This window comes from Fibrobacter sp. UBA2449 (assembly GCF_002342555.1).
GTDB lineage: Bacteria > Fibrobacterota > Fibrobacteria > Fibrobacterales > Fibrobacteraceae > Fibrobacter.
Window position 1 is genome coordinate 122117 of sequence record NZ_DDQF01000016.1, and the last position, 18159, is coordinate 140275.

Here is an 18159-nt window from a genome sequence, read left to right on the forward strand (position 1 = left end):
GGAATAGCAAGCGATGCTGGGGAATTTTCGCAGCAGGAATTGTCACATCCATGGTTTGTCTTACTGCCTGCAATGACACCATTACAGAATCAAAAGGCGTAGAGTCTGTCGCTACTTTCGAAAAGCTCGGTGACTGCACCAAGGACAAAGACGGCGAAATGATGTTCGTTGCGGATTCCGCAATGCTCTATTATTGCTACGAAGAAGAATGGACGAGAGTGAAGGGCCTTGATGGCGAAAAGGGAGAAAAGGGCGATAAAGGCGACAAGGGTGACGATGGTGCCAAGGGAGACAAGGGTGACGACGGCGACAAGGGCGACGATGGAAGTAAGGGCGACGACGGTGCTGATGGCAAGTCGGCCTACGAACTGGCCGTTGCCGCCGGTTTCACCGGAACGGAAGAAGAATGGCTCGCTTCGCTGAAGGGTGAAAAGGGTGACAAGGGCGATGACGGCAACGGTTGCGCCGTTGCTAAAACCTGGAATGGGGTCAAGTTCGTATGCAGCGGAGACACGCTCGAAGTCTCCCTCCAGGATGAACAGGAATATCCTCTTTGCGGCGGCATTCCCTTTAATCCCTCGACTAGCTTCTGCGATGTGCGCGACAGTTCGCTGTATTACTATGTTACCATCGGTAACAAGAAGTGGATGGCCGAAGACCTCAGGTACATCGATAGCGTCCAGACCCCCAGCCTGCAGAACAATTTCTGGTGCAAGGACAGCTGTGAAACGGGTGGCCGCTATTACAAATGGGCGGCAGCCATCGATTCCATTTACACTTACGAGAACAGCGATATCAACTGCCATGATTCGGTCGACTGCAATCTCCCCGAAACGCTGAGAGGCATTTGCCCCAGAGGCTGGCACCTGCCGACAATCGAAGAATGGGAAGGCTTGTTCATCCTTATTGGCGGCCTCGAAAATGCATCGTGGGTTCTCAGGGAAAGAATGGAATGCTACGGACAGTGGTACGACCATGGAGGCATTCCCGGCCTGAACTCGTTTGATTTTACCGCAGATCTTGGCGGTCACATGGAATACATGGATTACTACGGTTACGAGCATGTCCAGAACTACGGTGGCATTGCAGAATACTGGACCGCATCGACTCCGTTCCAGGAGGCCGACAAGGGTTACGGCGTCCAGTTCTCGTGCGAAAGGAAAGACGCCGTCTACACAAAATACAAGAAGGATATTGCGCTTCCGATTCGCTGCACCAGAAATTAGCCGCTAGCTTGCAAGAAATATTTCCCTGAAAGGGCCGGCCATGCCGGCCTTTTTCTATCTTGCATTATATGGAACTAGCTGGAAAGAAGATCCTCCTTGGCGTTTCGGGCGGAATCGCCGCCTACAAGAGCTGCGAACTTTTGCGCCTGTTGCAGAAGAAGGGTGCTACGGTGCGCGTGTGCATGACGGAGGCCGCGACGGAGTTCGTGGCGCCGCTTACGTTCGCAAGCCTCAGCAAGTGCCCCGTCTACCTCAAGAGCGGAGCCGTCGAGGCGCGCCCCTTCCAGCATATCGATTTCCCGCATTGGGCCGACCTCTACCTGGTGGTACCCGCGACGGCAAATGCCATCGGCAAGTTCGCCTGCGGTATCGCCGACGACCCGGTGAGCCTCTGCTTCATGAGTTGCACGTGCCCGCGCGTCATTGCCCCTGCGATGAACGTCGCGATGTACAACAGCCCTGCCGTCAAGCGCAACCTCGAAGTCCTGCGTAACTTCGACGATACGACCGTTCTTGAATCTCCTGCGGGGGAACTCGCTTGCGGTGAAGTCGGGCAAGGCCGCCTGATGGAACCGGCAGAGATTGTGAAGTGGCTGGAAGGGGCTGTACTTTGTCATCCCCGCGAAGGCGATAGGGGCCAAAGCAATCCGCCCGCATTCCCTGTCGCACAGGACGTCCAGCCCACGCAAGACAAAACGCTCCCCGGCCATGGCAAGAAGCTGCTCTTGACGGCCGGCCGCACCGAAGAAGCGATTGATCCGGTCCGCTACATCTCTAACCGCAGCAGCGGAAAGACCGCGGTTGCGCTCGCCTCGGTATTCTATGCGAACGGCTTCGAGGTCGAAGTTGTCGCGGGCCCGATGGAGGCGGCGTTCCCGGGCGGCGTCGCGGTTACCCGCGTGAAAAGCGCCCGGGAGATGCACGACGCCGTGATGGCACGGCTCGCCGAGGCGGACGCCGTCGTGCATTGCGCGGCGGTAGCGGACTACCGCCCCGCCCACGCCGCCGACGAGAAAATCAAGGACAGCCGTAGCCAACTCACCATCGAGCTTGTGCCGAATCCGAACATCTTGCGCGGCTGTACCGCGGCCCGCGCTGGAGCCAAGATGTCCCGGCACCAGGTCATCGTCGGCTTCGCGCTCGAGACGGACCACTTCGAAGAACATGCGGCAGAGAAACTCAAAAAGAGCGGTGCCGATGCGCTCCTTCTCAATGCGCCGGTCGCCTCCGACTCCGGCTTCGGTCTCGACCGAGTGCGCTTCGCCCTAGTGGTTCCGGGTGCCGACGTGCCGCCGATGAAGATGGGGGGCAAGGTAGACCTCGCCGAAACAATCTTGAACTTTTGCCTGGAGCGCCTGAATGCCTGAAGAATATGACATGAGCGAATTGCGCAACTACTTGCGCGGTCAAATCGACATGGGCGATTCCGAAGTTTTTTTGGATGAACCCTGGTCTCTGAATGCGAAGAAGCCGCGTGCGGTTCCGCAGCCGCGGCCTGTTGTCACACCGCAAGCGGTCGCATCCCGCAGTGCTGTTGCCCAGGAAGTTCCCCCTGCACCCGTGCGAACGCAGGAACCCCTGTCCGTGGGCCCCGCGATGGCGGCTCCGTCTGCCCGCCCCGTCATGAGGAAGGCTGCGTCGGCTTTCGAAGCGGCGGAATCCCTGGATGCCTTCTACGACTCTATCCAGAACGAAGCCGTCTATGCGAAAGTCGGGGACATTGTCCGCTATGCGGGCCCTGCGAATCCGAAACTTCTTCTGTTGATGCCGAATCCGCTTCCGGACTCGGGTGATTTTTTCTCGTCGGAACCGGGAGCCATGCTCGTGAGGCTCTTTGCGAACCTGAACGTTGCCGAAAACGAAATCGGGGTCACCTACTTCTACAAGGGCCATGCCGCAAGGAACATTCCCGCCCTGCTCGAAACGGCGCTCCGCAAAATGCTTGCGAAGGAACTCTCCTTTATCGCCCCGCAGGTGATGGTCTCCTTCGGCGAACCGCTGTTCCACCAGCTCTTCGGCAAGGGCAAGGTCTTTAACGACCTGGCCGGAACAGACCTTGATTTTTCGGGCGTAAAGACATGTTCGCTTGTGGACGCGGTCGCCATGTCGCAGGACAAGCAGCTAAAGTGGCTCACCTGGAAGGTCCATATCCCGAAGTGCACTTACTTCAAGGCTTGATGGAGTGCAGACCGATTTATAAAAATTATATTTCCGATGTATTGCTATGTCTGAATTTGTAAACGAAGGTGGAAGTTTCGAAGGTCGCCAGGTCCCCATGGACGGCGAGGCCGAACGTTATTTGCTGGGTGGAATCCTGCGCGATCCGAATGTCATGACTCCGGTCATCGATGTTGTTTCGGACGATGACTTTTTCTACCTGGAACGCCATCAACTGATATGGAGGGCGATGCGGCAACTCTATAGCGCCGGAACCCCCATTGACATGCTTACCCTCCCTGCTGAGCTCGAGAAGATGGGCAGGTTGCAGCAGTCGGGCGGCCGCGAATATATCTTTGAACTCATGGAGAGCGTCGCTTCCTCGGCGAATGTGGAATGGAACCTGGAGCATCTGCGCGACAAGTTCGTGCTTCGCAAGCTTATCCGCATGTCGTCCGATACCATCAAGAAGGCCATGGACGTCTCTTCCGCTCCCGACGAGGTGCTCCAATCGGCGGAACGTGCCGTTTTCGCGATTGCCGAGAAACAGGTGAAGAACTCGCTTCGCCCGATTGAAAATTTTGTGACCCCGCTGCTCGACCGCTTGAACAACAGGAAGGACGGCATTACGGGAATCCCCACGGGACTCACCGAACTGGACGAACTTACGAACGGTCTGCAGAATTCCGACCTCATCATTCTCGCGGCCCGTCCGGGCGTCGGCAAGACGTCGTTCGCCCTGACGATTGCGGCGAATGCGGCCATCGATTTCAACAAGCATGTGGCGTTCTTCAGCCTCGAAATGGATGGCGTGCAGCTCGCCCAGCGTTTGCTCTGCTCCCGCGCTCAGGTGGACCAGTCCAAGCTGCGTAACGGAAAGCTCAACCGCGACGAGATGAACAAGCTCATCGCGCATGTCGCGCCGATTAACCAGTCTCCGCTGTTCGTGGACGACAATGCGGACCTGGGCATCATGGAACTCATGAGCAAGGCGCGCGACCTCAAGCGCCAGGGCAAGCTCGACCTCCTCTTGATTGACTACCTCCAGCTGATGAAGACGGGCAAGGAAGAGAACCGCGCCGTCGCTATCGGTGCTATTTCGCGCGGCCTCAAGATTCTGGCCAAGGAACTCCACATCCCGGTCATCGCGCTTGCTCAGCTGAGCCGTAAGGTCGAAGAAAAGGGTCGCGAGCGTCCGCAGCTCTCCGACCTCCGCGAATCGGGTTCTATCGAACAGGACGCCGACATGGTCTGGTTCGTGGAACGCCCCTACGTGCGCACCCACAAGGACGACGACAAGTACAAGGCGGAACTCATCGTTGCAAAACACCGTAACGGTTCTGTGAAGGATATCCCCCTCGCGTTCGTTCCCGAATACACGACCTTCTACGATGCGACCGCGGACGACGGCGGCTCGGATGACGGTGGCGATTACCAGTTCGGCGGTGACGACCAGGGCGGCGGCTACAGCTTTGGGGAGTTCTAGCGATGACTGTTTTGCTCAAGCCCATAGCGTGGATTGGACGTGTCATCGTGGATGGCATTTCGAGCATCGGCGAGGTGCTCTGTATACTGCTCTTGACGCTCAAGCAGATGCCGCACGTGTTCAAGAACCCGGACCTTATCGTGAAGCAGATGATATCCATCGGCGTATCCTCGCTCCCGCTCCTGTTCGTGACGTCCATATTCACGGGCATGGTGGCGACTGTCTGCGCCGAGTTCGAATTCCAGAACCTCGTGGCGGACAAGTTTGTCGGTACTGCCGCCTGCAAGATGGTTCTTATCGAGCTTGGCCCCTTGCTTACGGCTATCGTGCTTTCGGGCCGCGTCGGCAGTGCGGTCGCAGCCGAACTCGGGAGCATGAAGGAGAAGGAAGAACTCGCTGCCTATACGGTGCTCGGCCTCGAACCCTACCGCTATCTTGCACTCCCGCGCTTTGTCGCTTTCATGACGATGATTCCCTGCCTCACCGCTATTTCGAACGCGCTCGCCCTCATCGGCGGCTGGATAGTGTGCGTACTCGGCCTCGACATTACGACCTATACCTACACGACGGGCATGCAGTACCTGTTCGACTCCATGGACTTGTGGTCGGGCATGATCAAGTCCCTCGTGTTCGGCGTGCTGATTTTCGTGCTCGGCTACTACCACGGGATTAACGCCCAGGCGGGTGCCCGCGGTGTGGGGCTTGCGACCATGAACGTCGTGGTCTCGAGCTGCCTCATGATTTTGATTTCTGACTTTATACTTGACGCTATCATGTTCTTCTAGTTCCAGGTGAAATTATGCCAAACGTAAAGATTGACCCGAACGATATCGCCATCCGCCTGAAGGGTCTCAAGAAGTCCTTCGGTCCGCAGACCGTCCTCGAAGATGTGAACCTCGACATCCGCCGTGGCGAGACCATGGTTATCATCGGCAAGTCCGGCGGTGGCAAGTCCGTGATTTTGAAGCACATGATCGGCCTGTTGCAGCCGGATGGTGGCGAAGTGTCCGTCGATGGCGTGACCATCAGTACCCCGAAGTTTTTCGACACGCATACCATCCGCCGTAAGATGGGCATGCTGTTCCAGATGGGCGCGCTGTTCGATTCCATGAACACCGGCGAGAACATCGCGTTCGCCCTCCGCGAACACCATCCGGAACTCTCCGAGAAGCAGATCCAGGACGTGGTGACCGAGAAACTCCAGATGATCAACCTCGTCCCCGAGTTCCGCACCAAGATGCCCTCCGAACTTTCGGGCGGTATGCGCAAGCGCGTGGCGCTTGCCCGCGCGATTGCCCTGAACCCCGAAATCCTCCTTTACGATGAACCGACGACCGGCCTCGATCCCATCACGAGCGACGTGATTAATGACCTCATCCTCGACATGCAGAGCAAGCTCGGCGTGACCTCGGTGGTGGTGACCCACGACATGGTGAGCGCCTTCAAGGTGGCCGACCGCATCGCGATGCTCTTGAACGGGCGCATCATCGAGGTGGGCACGGTGGACGAAATCAAGAACACGAGCAACCCTTACGTGCACCAGTTCATCACCGGGCAACGCAAGATTTCGGTCGAAGAATAGGGCGAGGAGCGCTTTTTAGCCCCAAAAAGCCGTTTTTTTTGTGTTTTCCTTCACGAAAAATTGTTTTTTGTGTCCGTTTTTGCAAAGATTTATGTAAATTTCTCTAGAAGAGGTTTTTATATGAACAAGAAACTTTTGATAGGTCTTTCCTCTATCGGCATGGCTGCCGGTTTTTGGGCCTGCGGTAGCGGTTCGATTGAACCCATGGCCGACGACACGGACGTCTTCGTCGAGGCCATGCTGAGCAATTTGGATTTTAGCACCCAGATTAACGATGCCATGAGCAAGTGCAACGAGGATATCGTTTGCATGAACGAGATGGCCAAGGCCGCCCATGGCGCTGTCGAACTTTCGTCGGAATCTACGCTTCCGGAATCGTCCGCAGATGGACAGCCGATCGTGAGCTCCAGCTCCGAATCCTTCTTCAAGTTCTCCTCGATTGGCGATGTTGGTCGCCTGTCCAGTTCTTCCGATGCGGGAACCGTAGTGAGCAGCTCCAGCGAACAGGTCGTAATAACGGGCATGGGTCGTTGCTACCCGCTGTCCGAAACGATTGAATCGAACGGCCAGGCTCAGTGGAAGGTGGAGTGGAACTCCAACTATGGCATAAGGGATGTCGCTGCTGCCACGTATAGCTGGGCTTTCGGCATGGATGCGACCCCCGATAATAATACTGCGGCGAGCCCGAAGGTCTCTTACTCGAAGCCCGGTCCGAAGTCCGCTTCTGTCGATGTCGTTATCGGCGGCCAGAAGGGGCACATCGACTGCGACAAGACTGTGAACGTGAACGGAGCCCCGATTACGGGATGTGTATGCTCTACGGCCGCCACTTCGGTTGACTTTACTGCGACTCCCGATGTAGTCTGGACGGTGGCCGGGTGCAAGTCGCAGGGACAAACGACGTTCTTCTATTCATGGGAGGGTGGCGCTGCCGGTGCAGAAGCCAGCTTTACCAAGACATTCACGGCTGCGCAGGCTGGATATGCCCCGAAGCTCAAGGTTAGCCATGCGGATTACTCGATACAGGAATTTCAATGTCCGGCAGTGAAAACGACCGATGGCCCGGAATACACATTTAAAGTTAGTCAGGATAAGCTTGATATTCCGGCAGGAACACATTCGGTGACTACGAGAGGAGATGCCTCTGTCACTCAGTGCTATTTTAGCTGCAATGCGGAGGGTAATATATCTGTAAAATTAAGCACTGGAGAATCGATGACAGGAAGTTATTATGCGGGAGGCCCTGTTTCAGCGGATGCTTGTAAGGGTACATTTGAGTTGACTTTAAGTGCTGCTGCAACCTGCACAATACAGTGGAATTAAAAGAGATATCAAACGTTAATGCGAATATTAAAGAAGCTCCCCGTCGGGAGCTTTTTTTATAAGTAGAAAGGTGGGATCCTGTTACAGGAACCAGTATCCGATGCCGGCCTTGAACGTCATCTGCTTGCCGCCGTCCATGGACTCAATCAGGTCGTTCTTTAGGGGATCGATGTCGGGGTAGACGTCGGTAAGTCCGAGGACGACCCCAGCATCAATGGAAAGGCGTTCCATCACGAAACCTCCGACTCCAAGGGCGATGCCGAATCCGAATCCGGCCTGGTCGATATCTTCCTTGTACTTGTAGTCGGTTTTCCCGAGGTCTCCGCCCAGGGATATGTCGTCTTGTTCGAGCGAGACTTCGCTGCTCAGGTTCAGCGAAAGCTGCACGCCGGCCGCGACATAGAAGCGTTCCTTGACGAGCGCCCGCACCATGAGGGGGATTTCGAGGTCCATCTGCTTGAACTTGTGGTCACAACCTTCCTCGTCCATGGAAAGTTGCGCATAGTGGAAGTTGATTTCTGGCGTGAATTGCAGGATGCTTGCCATGGGAATCCTGCCGCGGAGGCCTATATCGAACCCGATTCCGGAAGGAGCCTCGGCATCGTCTCCCAGGTACCAGTCCTGCGGAAGCCCGATGAGGTAGCTGTAGTTGAAGTCGGCATGCGCGCCGATGCCGGGTTTGCTGTTGATGCCGTCCTGGGCGTTGGGGGTGGCGCCGTCCTGTGCAAGCGCGATGGACGATGCGATTGCGCCTGCGGCGATGATTCTGGAAATCTTCATATTTCCTCCTTGTATGGGTGAAATATAGGAAATTTGCCTGTGGATTTATTGTCCATGAAACATGCTTTTGTATGTGAGCGGAATCACCGTATTGAAAGTAGTTTTGTATCAGGTGAAACTCTAACGGAGTGTTTGGTATGAAACATACTTTATGGACAAGCGTGTCCTTCGGTGTTGCAATGGCTCTCTCTGCCGTTGCGGCGAATGCATTCACCCTTACGGGTACGGTGAACGACGAAAGCGGCAAGGCCGTTCAGGATGCTGACGTTTCTCTCCTGAAAAACAAGCTCGATACGAAGACCGATGCGGACGGGAAATTCTCGTTCAACCATGAGGTTTCGGCCTTGGCTTCGTCCGGTTCGGCCGGGTATCTTTCCGTAAGCGGCGGCATCCTCTCGTTCTCGCAGAGTTCGAACGCTCCGGTGCAGGTGCAGATTTTCGACATGGTCGGCAACCGCCTGCTAAACGAGACCCTGTACGGTACGGGCACGGTAGACATGAAGGCTTCCGTGAAGGCCCAGGGCACGTATTTCGCCCGCGTCCGCGTGGGGAGCGCCCAGCAGAATTTCAAGTTTACTGCGGACGGTAGCTTCAACGCCTCGTTTGGCGACCGCTCGCCTGCGAAGGCCCTGCTCAAGCTGGACAACTCCGACATGTTGCGTATCGTCAAGGACGGTTTCGACACGCTGAGCGTGAGACTCTCCAATCTCGATACAAACGTCACGCTCACGCTCAAGAAGAAGGCCGCTCAGCCGCAGTACGCCTACGGTTGGGGCTTGAAGAACGATCCGGTGCCCACACGTGGTTGCGGCAAGACTTGGAACCGCGTGAAGAGCGGCAGCTACGAATTCCAATGGAGCAAGGGCAAGCGTACCATCCGCATCGATATTCCTGACAATTACGACAACAAGAAACCGTACAAGCTCATCTTCGGCATGCACTGCATGGGCGGCTGGGCCGGCGGTGTGCAGCAGGAAGGCTACTACGGGCTGAAGCCGCTTGATACCCAGAAGACGGCAATCTTTGTCGCTCCCGAAGGCAACGGAAACCAGGCTCCGTGGGGTCAGGATGACTACCTCCTGTTCGATGAGCTCCTAGCCGATTTGCAGAGCAACCTCTGCATCGATTCCAGCCGAGTGTTCTCTACTGGCTTCAGCTACGGCTCCATGTTCAGTAACGGTCTTTCCTGGAACCATCAGGATGTGCTCCGCGCAGTTGCCGTGTACGAGACTGCCGAACGAAACATTTGGCTTCCGCAGCGCCAGAACAAGGGCATTGGCTGGATGGGCGTGCTCGGCCTCGATGACAACCTCTGCACTCCCGAAATGGGCCGTGCTGCCCGCGATATCATCTTGACGCTCAACTCCGAGAATGGCAAGGCGAAGAATGAACAGGCCCAGGAAGCCCAGCGCAATGCGGCCCACAAGTGTTACGATTATACGACCGTTGAAGAACGCTTCCCTGTCCGCTGGTGCACACAGTCCGGCGGCCACATCTGGGACCACAAGGATCCGGGCCAGCAGAAGTCCTGGGTTCCCGAGACCACCTGGAATTTTTTCAGCAAGTTCTAAAAAATATCCACACATCCAAAACACCTTCCTGGCTTTACGGCCGGGAAGGTTTTTTGATTAACCCTCTCTTGTCTCATTTTCTATCTTTGTATATATGGAATTCAAGCGTTTTGAGGCCCTGATCGAGATGTTTCCGCAGGTGCAAATCTTTAGCACCGAGGGCGAGGACCTTGACCGGGTCATTACTCACTTTTTGAACCAGCGGAAGAATGTCTCCACGATGTCGGAAGCGATGCAGCGGAAAATCCAGCATGCGCTTGCTCCGTTTTTCCAGCAGCGGTTCATCAGCCTGCACGACGAGGAAGCCCCGCTGGTGCGTCACCTGCTGTTGAAGAAGAAATTCTTCTTGCAGACGGACCGCTACATCGACGACATGGCCTGGCCGGAGACGGACCCGGAAAAGCTGGGCGAGGCCTTGAAGATTGCCGACCTTTCCGAGGAAATTCTTGACCGCAAGTTGCTGAGCCTCTCGAACGGGGAACTGCGCCGTGTTCTCCTTGCCCGCATGTGGATGGAAAACCCGGAATGGGTCTACTTCAATGATTTGTTCGGAGGGCTAGATCCGGAGTACCGCAGGCACCTTGCCGCAAGCGTGGTGGAACTCTGCAGGCGCCCGGGCCTGAAAGTTGCGGTGCGCCTTGCCCGCGAAGACGAACTGCTGCCCGAGATTCCCGCATTCGTGTATGCGAACAAGACCTTCACGCAGTATGCGGGCGAGTTGCCTTCCGAAGTCGCGAAGCCGAAGTTCTCGAAGGCCGAACTGAAGGACTACGAAATCGTGGATCTCAAGGCGGAGAAAGGTGGTGCCGCAGGCAAGTTCGTTGAGTCTGCCGAAACGAATGGTGCGAATTCCGAAATCCTCTTTGACCTGAAAAACGTGAACGTGCAGTTCGGCGATACGACTGTGCTCAAGAACCTCAACTGGACGGTGCGCAAGGGCGAACATTGGGCGGTGATGGGCGAGAACGGTGCCGGCAAGAGCACACTCCTCGGGATGCTCACCGCAGATCACCCGCAAATCTACAAGAATGATATTACTTTGTTAGGAATGCGCCCGGGGCACGGCCTCAACATCTGGGACCACAAGGCGAAACTCGGGTTTTTCTCGCCGGAGCTCGCGCTCCAGTACCGCGAGGACTTGAACCTGCAAGAGGTGCTGTGCACTGGCTTTACCGCGAATTTATGCAAGGCGGAAAACACCACCTGGGAAGAGCGTGCGAAAGCGAAGGAATGGCTTACTTACCTGGGCTTTGACGATGTGGAGGCGCGCTACCGCAACCTCTCTCCCATCGACAAGCGCGTAATCCTCATGGCGCGTGCGGCAATCCGCCCGCCCGAGGTTCTGCTGCTCGACGAACCCACGCAAGGCCTCAAGGGCGAGTACCGCGAAAAGATTTTTAACTTGTTGCAGCTGCTTTCGAAGGAGACGACCATCATCCTGGTGAGCCACTACGAAGAGGAATGGCCCCCCTGCATGACGCACCTCCTCCGCATGCCCAAATTCTCGGGGTGATTATGCAATTGAACGAACAGAACATACTGAATGCCTTGCAGGCGGTCCAGGACCCTGACCTGCACAAGAATATCGTGGAACTGAACTTTGTCCAGAACCTGAAGATAGAGGGCGACAGGGTGAGTTTCGACCTGCGGCTCACGACGCCCGCATGCCCCATCCGCGACAGGTTCAAGGACCAGTGCATCGCCATAGTGAAGGGCCTTGGCGCAAGTGAGGTCGAGGTGACGTTTACCGCGCAGGGCCGCGTGGGCGAGGGCAATACCGCAGCGCAGGCCCCGAAGGTTTCTTACATCAATGAGGTTGCACACGTGGTCGCGGTAGCGAGCGGCAAGGGCGGCGTGGGCAAGTCTACGGTGACGGCGAACCTCGCGATGGCCTTGAGCCTTTCGGGTGCCCGCGTGGGTATCCTCGACGCCGACATTTACGGTCCCTCCATGGGCCTCATGTTCGGCATCGACCGCGCTCCCGAGGTGTTCGAGGACAACACGATTGCGCCGGTCGAGGCGAAGGGCGGCATCAGTATCGTCAGCATGTGTATGTTCGCCGATAGCGACAAGGCGACCATCTGGCGCGGCCCGATGGTCTCGCAGATGATCCAGCATTTTATCCACCACGTGCGGTGGGGCAAGCTCGACTACCTGCTGGTGGACTTTCCTCCCGGAACGGGAGACATCCAGCTCACCCTCACGCAGAACTGCCCGATGGCGGGAGCGGTCGTTGTGACCACGCCGCAGGAGGTGGCGCTCGCAGACTGCCGCAAGGGGCTCGCCATGTTCGACAGCGTGGGCGTTCCTGTGGTGGGCGTCGTCGAGAACATGAGCTACTTTATCTGCGACCAGTGCGGCAAGCACCACAACATCTTCCGCGAAGGCGGTGGCGAACGCATCGCGAAAAGCTGGGGCGTGCCGCTCATCGCGAAGGTGCCGCTTGAACCTGCAGTGGCGGGTTGTGGCGACGAGGGAACTCCGGCCGTGCTCCGGTACCCGAACTCCGAATCGGCGAAGGCTTTTATGCAGGCGGCCGATGCGACTGTCCGGGCGCTCTCGGTTTTTGAATCCGAAGGCGACGGCGTTCTCAAGACTTTCAATTTCGAATTCGCGGAACTTCCGGAGGAGGACGTATGATTCAGCCCAAGAAGATTTTCAGGACAAAGGACGGCAGGCTCGGGTTCGAGTGGAACGATAGTTCACGTGGAGCATGTTCCATACGCGAACTTCGCCTCGCATGCCCCTGTGCGCTCTGTGTCGACGAGCATACCGGCGAAAAACTGCTTGACGAATCCACCGTTTCTGCCGATATAAAATTGGTAAAGGTCCAATCCATCGGTCGCTATGCGGCGGGACTGACCTTTAGCGATGGTCACAACTCGGGAATTTACCCTTACGACAAGTTAAAAGAATTGACGAAAAACGCGTAAAAAACCATATTTGTTTGACCGAAAGGTTATGGAAGATGGATAGATAGGTGTAAAGGTTATGAGTGATTTTAACGAAGCGCTTTATTTTCGCGATTTGAATCGTTATCCGACGCTCTCCCCGCAGGAGGAGATGGCGCTCTTGACGATTATCAGGTCGGACGAGAGTGAAGAAATCCGCAAGTCGGCCCTGCAGCGGTTGATTCGTGGCAATCTCCGCTTCGTGGTCAGCGTCGCCCGCAAGTACCAGGGCCGCGGCCTCGCCCTCCTCGACCTCATCAACGAGGGCAACCTCGGACTATTCAAGGCGGCAAAGCGCTTCGACATGGATAAGGATGTGAAGTTCATCTCCTATGCCGTGTGGTGGATTCGCCAGTCCATCCAGAAGGCCTTGTTTGAACAGGTGGGCGCCGTCCGTATTCCGCCCAACAAGCTTGCTCTTGTGAACCGCTTCAAGCGCGCGCTGATGCTCAATGGCGGTGACTACGACAAGACGATTTCCATGGAAGAATTCGCCCCGTTCGAAAAGGACATCGTCGAGGTGATGGAAAAGATTGTCGATATTTCCCTGGATGCGCCTATCGGTGACGATGTCGGCGGAAGCGGAGCCGATTCCGTGAGCACGCTCATGGATGTGCTTGGTTCCGACGGCAACCAGGACGACGACATGGAGAAGGAAGAACGCAAGAAGCTCATCCAGGAAACGCTTGCTTCGCTCCCGCGCCGTGAAGAGGAAATCCTCCGCATGTTCTATGGACTTGACACCGTGGAAGACACGACGCTCAAGGATATCGGCGAAGACCTGCGCCTTTCCCGTGAACGCGTCCGTCAAATCAAGAACAAGACCTTGCGCCGCCTGCAGCGTAGCAAGGAACATAAAGAAAAACTTGTCGATTTCCTGGAGCTTTAATGTCTCGATCATCGTCGGCGGCTCGTAAGGCCGCATATTGGTTTCTGGCTGTATGCTGCGGAGCCCTCCTTGCTTTTGGCGGCTTCAGGCTCTATGAAGAATTCGGCCCTTCCAAGATTTCGGTCGATGGAGTCCCGTTCGGGGTCCCTGCGGGAACTACGGTAGTCCGTGGCGACACTCCCGACATGAACAAGCAGCTCGAACAGCTTCCCCTGCAGACCCAGACCGAAGTCCGTCGCGCTTTTGAACTTTCCCGTTCCGGTTCCAGCCGTCCCGCCTACGAGATTCTCGATGCGGTGGTCCTCCTGTTCCCGAGCCTGATGCCTGCTGTGTGGGGCGAAGTTAATACTTTGTTCGAAATGGATTCCCTCACGGAACAGGAAAGGGAACGCCTGAACCTGCTGGTGGCGCGCCTCCAGACGGCCTATCCCAATTCCGGCGTCGAGGCTTACCTCGAAAGCCGCAAGGCGTTCGCTGCAGGAAACTCCTCGCTTGCCATGCAGCTGGTCCGCGCTGCGGCAGAAAAGGCGCCTGCCCTTTACGAGGCGAGGCTCTGGTACGGGATGCTCCTGATGAACGAGGGACGCTATGCGCAGGCGGTCGCCGAGACGCGCACGGCCATCAGCCTTTCGGCGGGGAACTCCCCGCGCGCTTACGAGACACTCGCTAAACTCTATCACGACCAGGGCATGCTCGATAGCTGTTCTGCCGTTGTGGAATATGCCCTTTCGCAGTATCCCGTAGATGCGGAACTGATGCTGCTCCAGGGATACCTCGCGGAATACCGCGGGCATTTCGATGCGGCCGACAAGATCTATCAGCGCATCCTCGCGTTCCGCCCCGAATTCAAGAAGGCTGCCGCCGCATCTGCCACGCTCGGTGAAAAGTCTCCTCCGGGACCGGGCTCCGCGGTGAACCTCACGCCCAGGGACCGTGCGCAGATGGCCATCGATATCCTGGAACCGCTGGTGGACCGCTATCCTGAAAACCTGCCGCTGCGCGAAGCTCTCGGCCTTGCCTTTCTCAAGGGCCGCGAATTTGAACGTGCCCGCATCCAGTTCCAGGAAATCATGGGGCGCGATGCGGAATATCCCGATATCCAGTTGCGCCTCCAGGAAGCGAACGTGACGAAGCCTGCGCCGGTCTCGGGTTCCGACGGCCTGGCCGCGAACTTGAACCGTGCACTCGACAGCATCAAGGGCTCGACGGCGCCGACAAAGGAACATGACTTCACGACGATGCTTGGGCACTACCTTGTCCGCTACGGAGCGACTCCGGGTGAATTTTTCAAGAAGTACGCCATCAGCAATTTCCGCCCCATCAAGACGAACGTGTGGCAGGAGACTTTCTACGAGGCGCCCTACCGTCATACCTATACGGTGGTGTTCGATTCGCTCAACCATTTCCGCAAGGTCCATGTGACGGTTTTTGATTCCTCGTCTTCTTCGAACCATATCGGGCTTGCCCCCGAAATCTACACGCGGCTCCTGAAGCAGAACTCCCGCATATCGGGAATCGGCAGCAGCACGGGCGAGACGGTCTGCAGCGACAGCGTCGTTATCGATGCCGCCGTGTGGGAGACGCAGGATAACTTCGAAATCCTCGCCCGGTTCGTGGGGGTGCAGGCTGAAGTGCGCATGGTCCGTTTCGACAAGTCCGCGCTTCCGCCGGGGCTCAAGCTCTGCGACTATATTCCCTACCTGAAGGAATTCTAGAACTTTGCCGAAAATTGGCCACGTTGCCGGATAACGGCGGTGGCTAATTTTGTATTTTTACACATATGTTGCGCATCCGCTATATCGTGCTCGTTTTTGCCGCCTTTCTGTTCGAGGGCTGCACGTGTTGCGCATACCTGAACCACATGTTTAACGCGGAACGCCTGTACGACGAGGCGACCGAGATGCGGACGGCGCGTCTGGATAGCGTGCCCGATGCGGAAGCGTCTTCGCCGTCTAGCGAAGAACGCCAGAAATACGACAAGGTCATCGAGAAGGGCTCCCGCGTCCTCGAACGTTTTCCCAAGAACAAGAAGCGCACTGCCGAAGCCGTGTTCCTTATCGGGGAATCCTTCCGTCACAAGGGCGAATGGGGCAAGGCGATAATCAAGTACGACGAGTTTGAACGCTATTTCGCCGACCACGATTCCATGCGCACGGTGGAATACCAGCGTGCCTACTGCCTTTACAAGAACCAGGAATACAACATCAGCCGGTTTGCCTTGGAACCTGTCATTGCAAGCAAGGACCATCCTTACTATTTCCAGGGGCTGAACCTGCTTTCGCTTCTGGACGAAAAATCGGAACATCCGGACCAGGCCATTGCCGCCTTGGAAGCGGTGCTGGCCGATACGGCGGGGACGCCCTTCATGCGGGCGAAGGCGCACTTCCGGTTGGCGGGGCTCTACTACAAAAAGGAAAACTGGGACAAGGCGCGGGAACATTACAAGGCTCCCGAAATCGAACAGCTGACCGTGCGCGAAAGACAGACGGCGGGCGAACAGGCTGCGGAATGCCTCATCAACAAGAAGGAATACCTGAAGGGCGCCGACGAATACAAGGAACTCTACAAGAATCCGGAATATGAGGCGAAGAAGGGCGATTACCTGGTGCGTATCGGTGAGGCGACTTTGCTCGGCGACCGCTATCCCGACGCTTTTGTCATCTTCCAGAAGGTGAACACGGAATACCCGAAGTCGACGAATGCGGCCCGCAGCTACTTTAACCTCGGCGACTACGAGCAGACCAAGAAGCTCAATTACGAACAGGCGATGGTCTACTACGACAGCAGCTTTATCTCGAGGACGATTTCGGAATGGGGCAAGATGAGCCGCGAACGCCGCGATGCCCTGCGCAAGCTTGTCACGCTCAGGAACCAGAGCGATGACATGAAGCAGAAGGATTCGATTCCCAACATGGACCACTTTTTCGGCGTGGAGTTCGCGATTGCGGAACTGTTCCTGTTCAAGCTTTCCGAAGTGGACAGCGCGATTGCTAGGCTTACAGAAATTATCGAGACGACGGATGACTCGGTGAAGGTCTTGAGGGCGACCTATGCGCGTGCCTTTATCTACGACGAGTTCAAGGGTGACGAGGACAAGGCGGAAGAACTCTACAAGGAAGTTATCGAGAAGTTCCCGGGTACCGAGTACGCAAAGCAGGCGCAGGCGAACCTGGGCATGAAGGTGACCATCAAGACCCGCGACGACGAGGCCCGCGAAATCTACATGCGCGCGGAGAGCCTCTGGACGGTGGCGACGGAAATTCCTCTCGACCAGATGGAACTCGTGGATACGGCGTATGCGAATGCCTTTGCCGTATTCGACAGCCTCTACAACGAATATCCGGACACGGAATCGGGAATCCAGGCCCTCTACATGAAGGCTATCTACTATCGCATGAATCCGGAGCGCCTGGATAGCGCGGTGGCAATCTACAAGACCCTTCGCGACAAGCATGGCCGCACTCCGTGGGGCCAGGAAGCGGCGAAGGTCCTGAATACGAGACTCAAGACGTCGGATTCCGACCTCGAACGCTTGCGCAAGCGCGTGAAGGAAAGCGTCGAGCACATAGAGCAGCTTTCGGCGCAGTATTACCAGAACCTTAGCAAGAAGCCTGAAGAAAAGCAGGCCGAGGTCAAGACCAAGGAAGACGAGGTGCTCGAGAATACGTACAACAGCATGTACGATTTCGAGTAGGGTAGGCCTGTGCGCACTCTTCTAGTTTTCTTGGCATGTGTCGCGGTCCTTCTTTCGGGATGTGCGGCGGGCAATGCGAAAATCGCATCGCGCAAGGGCTACGTGCGGTTCCCCGAAAAGCATTACGCGTCTGGCGAAAAAGCCGAAATCGGCCTGAAAATTCGGGGGGAGGCGAGCTATTACGGCCCCGGATTCCATGGCAAGCAGACGGCGAGCGGAGAAATCTTTGACCAGGAAGACTACACCTGTGCGCACAAGAGCCTGCCCTTCGGTACAAAGCTGAAGGTGGTGCGCGTCGACAACGGCAGCAACGTCGTGGTGCGCGTGAACGACCGGGGCCCATACGTCGACGGCCGCATCCTCGACTTGAGTGTTGCCGCCGGGAAAAAGATAGGCCTTGACAAGGTCGGCCACGCCGAGGTGGTTGCGACCGTCGTGGAGTGACATTCCCGCCTCCGAAAACAAAAATCAGAAAATAATGACGAATGTCATTATTTGAC

At 56.5% G+C, this 18159-nt stretch carries 16 protein-coding genes; 15 read left to right on the plus strand and 1 reads right to left on the minus strand.

The genetic code is table 11. From position 1 onward, the window contains the following. Positions 1–50: 50 nt before the first annotated feature. From B4B27_RS10585 to B4B27_RS10615, 7 genes are all read left to right on the plus strand, one after another. The gene (locus B4B27_RS10585) at positions 51–1226 is read left to right on the plus strand and encodes an FISUMP domain-containing protein (protein WP_290726308.1); all 1176 of its coding nucleotides are present in this window, start codon (positions 51–53) and stop codon (positions 1224–1226) included. A gap of 68 nt (positions 1227–1294) precedes the next feature. Further along, the gene (locus tag B4B27_RS10590; protein ID WP_290726310.1) at positions 1295–2593 is read left to right on the plus strand and encodes a bifunctional phosphopantothenoylcysteine decarboxylase/phosphopantothenate synthase; all 1299 of its coding nucleotides are present in this window, start codon (positions 1295–1297) and stop codon (positions 2591–2593) included. After that, positions 2586–3404: a hypothetical protein gene (locus B4B27_RS10595; RefSeq protein ID WP_173365746.1), complete on the plus strand. Its 819-nt coding sequence runs from the start codon at positions 2586–2588 to the stop codon at positions 3402–3404. The genes B4B27_RS10590 and B4B27_RS10595 overlap by 8 nt, the downstream gene beginning before the upstream one ends. Positions 3405–3450: 46 nt before the next feature. Continuing rightward, positions 3451–4869, plus strand: coding sequence for a replicative DNA helicase (gene dnaB, locus B4B27_RS10600; protein WP_173382789.1), 1419 nt, complete (start codon positions 3451–3453; stop codon positions 4867–4869). 2 nt (positions 4870–4871) lie between these two features. Next, the gene (locus tag B4B27_RS10605) at positions 4872–5654 is read left to right on the plus strand and encodes an MlaE family ABC transporter permease (RefSeq protein WP_173365744.1); all 783 of its coding nucleotides are present in this window, start codon (positions 4872–4874) and stop codon (positions 5652–5654) included. Positions 5655–5668: 14 nt separating this feature from the next. Continuing rightward, positions 5669–6451 carry an ABC transporter ATP-binding protein gene (locus B4B27_RS10610; RefSeq protein ID WP_173382787.1) on the plus strand — a complete coding sequence of 261 codons (783 nt, stop codon included), beginning with the start codon at positions 5669–5671 and terminating at the stop codon, positions 6449–6451. Positions 6452–6571: 120 nt separating this feature from the next. Then, a complete protein-coding gene (locus B4B27_RS10615) occupies positions 6572–7774 on the plus strand; it encodes a hypothetical protein (protein ID WP_290726315.1) in 1203 nt (400 codons plus the stop codon). Between the two features lie 81 nt (positions 7775–7855). Here the strand turns inward: B4B27_RS10615 and B4B27_RS10620 are convergent, their stop codons facing one another. After that, positions 7856–8554 carry a porin family protein gene (locus B4B27_RS10620; RefSeq protein WP_290726318.1) on the minus strand — a complete coding sequence of 233 codons (699 nt, stop codon included), beginning with the start codon at positions 8552–8554 and terminating at the stop codon, positions 7856–7858. 137 nt (positions 8555–8691) lie between these two features. Here B4B27_RS10620 and B4B27_RS10625 point away from each other — a divergent pair, with 137 nt between their 5' ends. The 8 genes from B4B27_RS10625 (at position 8692) to B4B27_RS10660 (ending at position 18103) form a co-directional block, all read left to right on the plus strand. Continuing rightward, positions 8692–10125, plus strand: coding sequence for a T9SS type A sorting domain-containing protein (locus B4B27_RS10625; RefSeq protein ID WP_290726321.1), 1434 nt, complete (start codon positions 8692–8694; stop codon positions 10123–10125). Positions 10126–10219: 94 nt separating this feature from the next. Next, entirely contained in the window at positions 10220–11638 is a 1419-nt protein-coding gene (locus tag B4B27_RS10630) for an ATP-binding cassette domain-containing protein (protein ID WP_290726323.1), read from the plus strand. Between the two features lie 2 nt (positions 11639–11640). Further along, a complete protein-coding gene (locus B4B27_RS10635) occupies positions 11641–12765 on the plus strand; it encodes an Mrp/NBP35 family ATP-binding protein (protein ID WP_290726325.1) in 1125 nt (374 codons plus the stop codon). Continuing rightward, entirely contained in the window at positions 12762–13058 is a 297-nt protein-coding gene (locus B4B27_RS10640) for a DUF971 domain-containing protein (RefSeq protein ID WP_173365739.1), read from the plus strand. Before B4B27_RS10635 ends, B4B27_RS10640 begins: the two co-directional genes overlap by 4 nt. Before the next feature lie 58 nt (positions 13059–13116). Continuing rightward, complete coding sequence (locus B4B27_RS10645) at positions 13117–13965, plus strand: sigma-70 family RNA polymerase sigma factor (protein ID WP_173365738.1); 849 nt, start codon at positions 13117–13119, stop codon at positions 13963–13965. Beyond that, on the plus strand, positions 13965–15680 hold the full coding sequence (locus B4B27_RS10650; protein ID WP_290726328.1) for a tetratricopeptide repeat protein: 1716 nt from the start codon (positions 13965–13967) through the stop codon (positions 15678–15680). The genes B4B27_RS10645 and B4B27_RS10650 overlap by 1 nt, the downstream gene beginning before the upstream one ends. Before the next feature lie 65 nt (positions 15681–15745). Further along, positions 15746–17659 carry a tetratricopeptide repeat protein gene (locus B4B27_RS10655; protein WP_173381750.1) on the plus strand — a complete coding sequence of 638 codons (1914 nt, stop codon included), beginning with the start codon at positions 15746–15748 and terminating at the stop codon, positions 17657–17659. A 9-nt stretch (positions 17660–17668) separates the two neighbouring features. Continuing rightward, complete coding sequence (locus tag B4B27_RS10660; protein ID WP_290726331.1) at positions 17669–18103, plus strand: septal ring lytic transglycosylase RlpA family protein; 435 nt, start codon at positions 17669–17671, stop codon at positions 18101–18103. Positions 18104–18159: the final 56 nt, after the last annotated feature.

Bases quoted from the DNA above. Each gene is read 5' to 3' on its own strand.
- B4B27_RS10585 (WP_290726308.1), top strand. From the start codon at position 51: ATGGTTTGTCTTACTGCCTGCAATGACACCATTACAGAATCAAAAGGC.
- B4B27_RS10590 (WP_290726310.1), top strand. From the start codon at position 1,295: ATGGAACTAGCTGGAAAGAAGATCCTCCTTGGCGTTTCGGGCGGAATC.
- B4B27_RS10595 (WP_173365746.1), top strand. From the start codon at position 2,586: ATGCCTGAAGAATATGACATGAGCGAATTGCGCAACTACTTGCGCGGT.
- dnaB (WP_173382789.1), top strand. From the start codon at position 3,451: ATGTCTGAATTTGTAAACGAAGGTGGAAGTTTCGAAGGTCGCCAGGTC.
- B4B27_RS10605 (WP_173365744.1), top strand. From the start codon at position 4,872: ATGACTGTTTTGCTCAAGCCCATAGCGTGGATTGGACGTGTCATCGTG.
- B4B27_RS10610 (WP_173382787.1), top strand. From the start codon at position 5,669: ATGCCAAACGTAAAGATTGACCCGAACGATATCGCCATCCGCCTGAAG.
- B4B27_RS10615 (WP_290726315.1), top strand. From the start codon at position 6,572: ATGAACAAGAAACTTTTGATAGGTCTTTCCTCTATCGGCATGGCTGCC.
- B4B27_RS10620 (WP_290726318.1), bottom strand. From the start codon at position 8,554: ATGAAGATTTCCAGAATCATCGCCGCAGGCGCAATCGCATCGTCCATC.
- B4B27_RS10625 (WP_290726321.1), top strand. From the start codon at position 8,692: ATGAAACATACTTTATGGACAAGCGTGTCCTTCGGTGTTGCAATGGCT.
- B4B27_RS10630 (WP_290726323.1), top strand. From the start codon at position 10,220: ATGGAATTCAAGCGTTTTGAGGCCCTGATCGAGATGTTTCCGCAGGTG.
- B4B27_RS10635 (WP_290726325.1), top strand. From the start codon at position 11,641: ATGCAATTGAACGAACAGAACATACTGAATGCCTTGCAGGCGGTCCAG.
- B4B27_RS10640 (WP_173365739.1), top strand. From the start codon at position 12,762: ATGATTCAGCCCAAGAAGATTTTCAGGACAAAGGACGGCAGGCTCGGG.
- B4B27_RS10645 (WP_173365738.1), top strand. From the start codon at position 13,117: ATGAGTGATTTTAACGAAGCGCTTTATTTTCGCGATTTGAATCGTTAT.
- B4B27_RS10650 (WP_290726328.1), top strand. From the start codon at position 13,965: ATGTCTCGATCATCGTCGGCGGCTCGTAAGGCCGCATATTGGTTTCTG.
- B4B27_RS10655 (WP_173381750.1), top strand. From the start codon at position 15,746: ATGTTGCGCATCCGCTATATCGTGCTCGTTTTTGCCGCCTTTCTGTTC.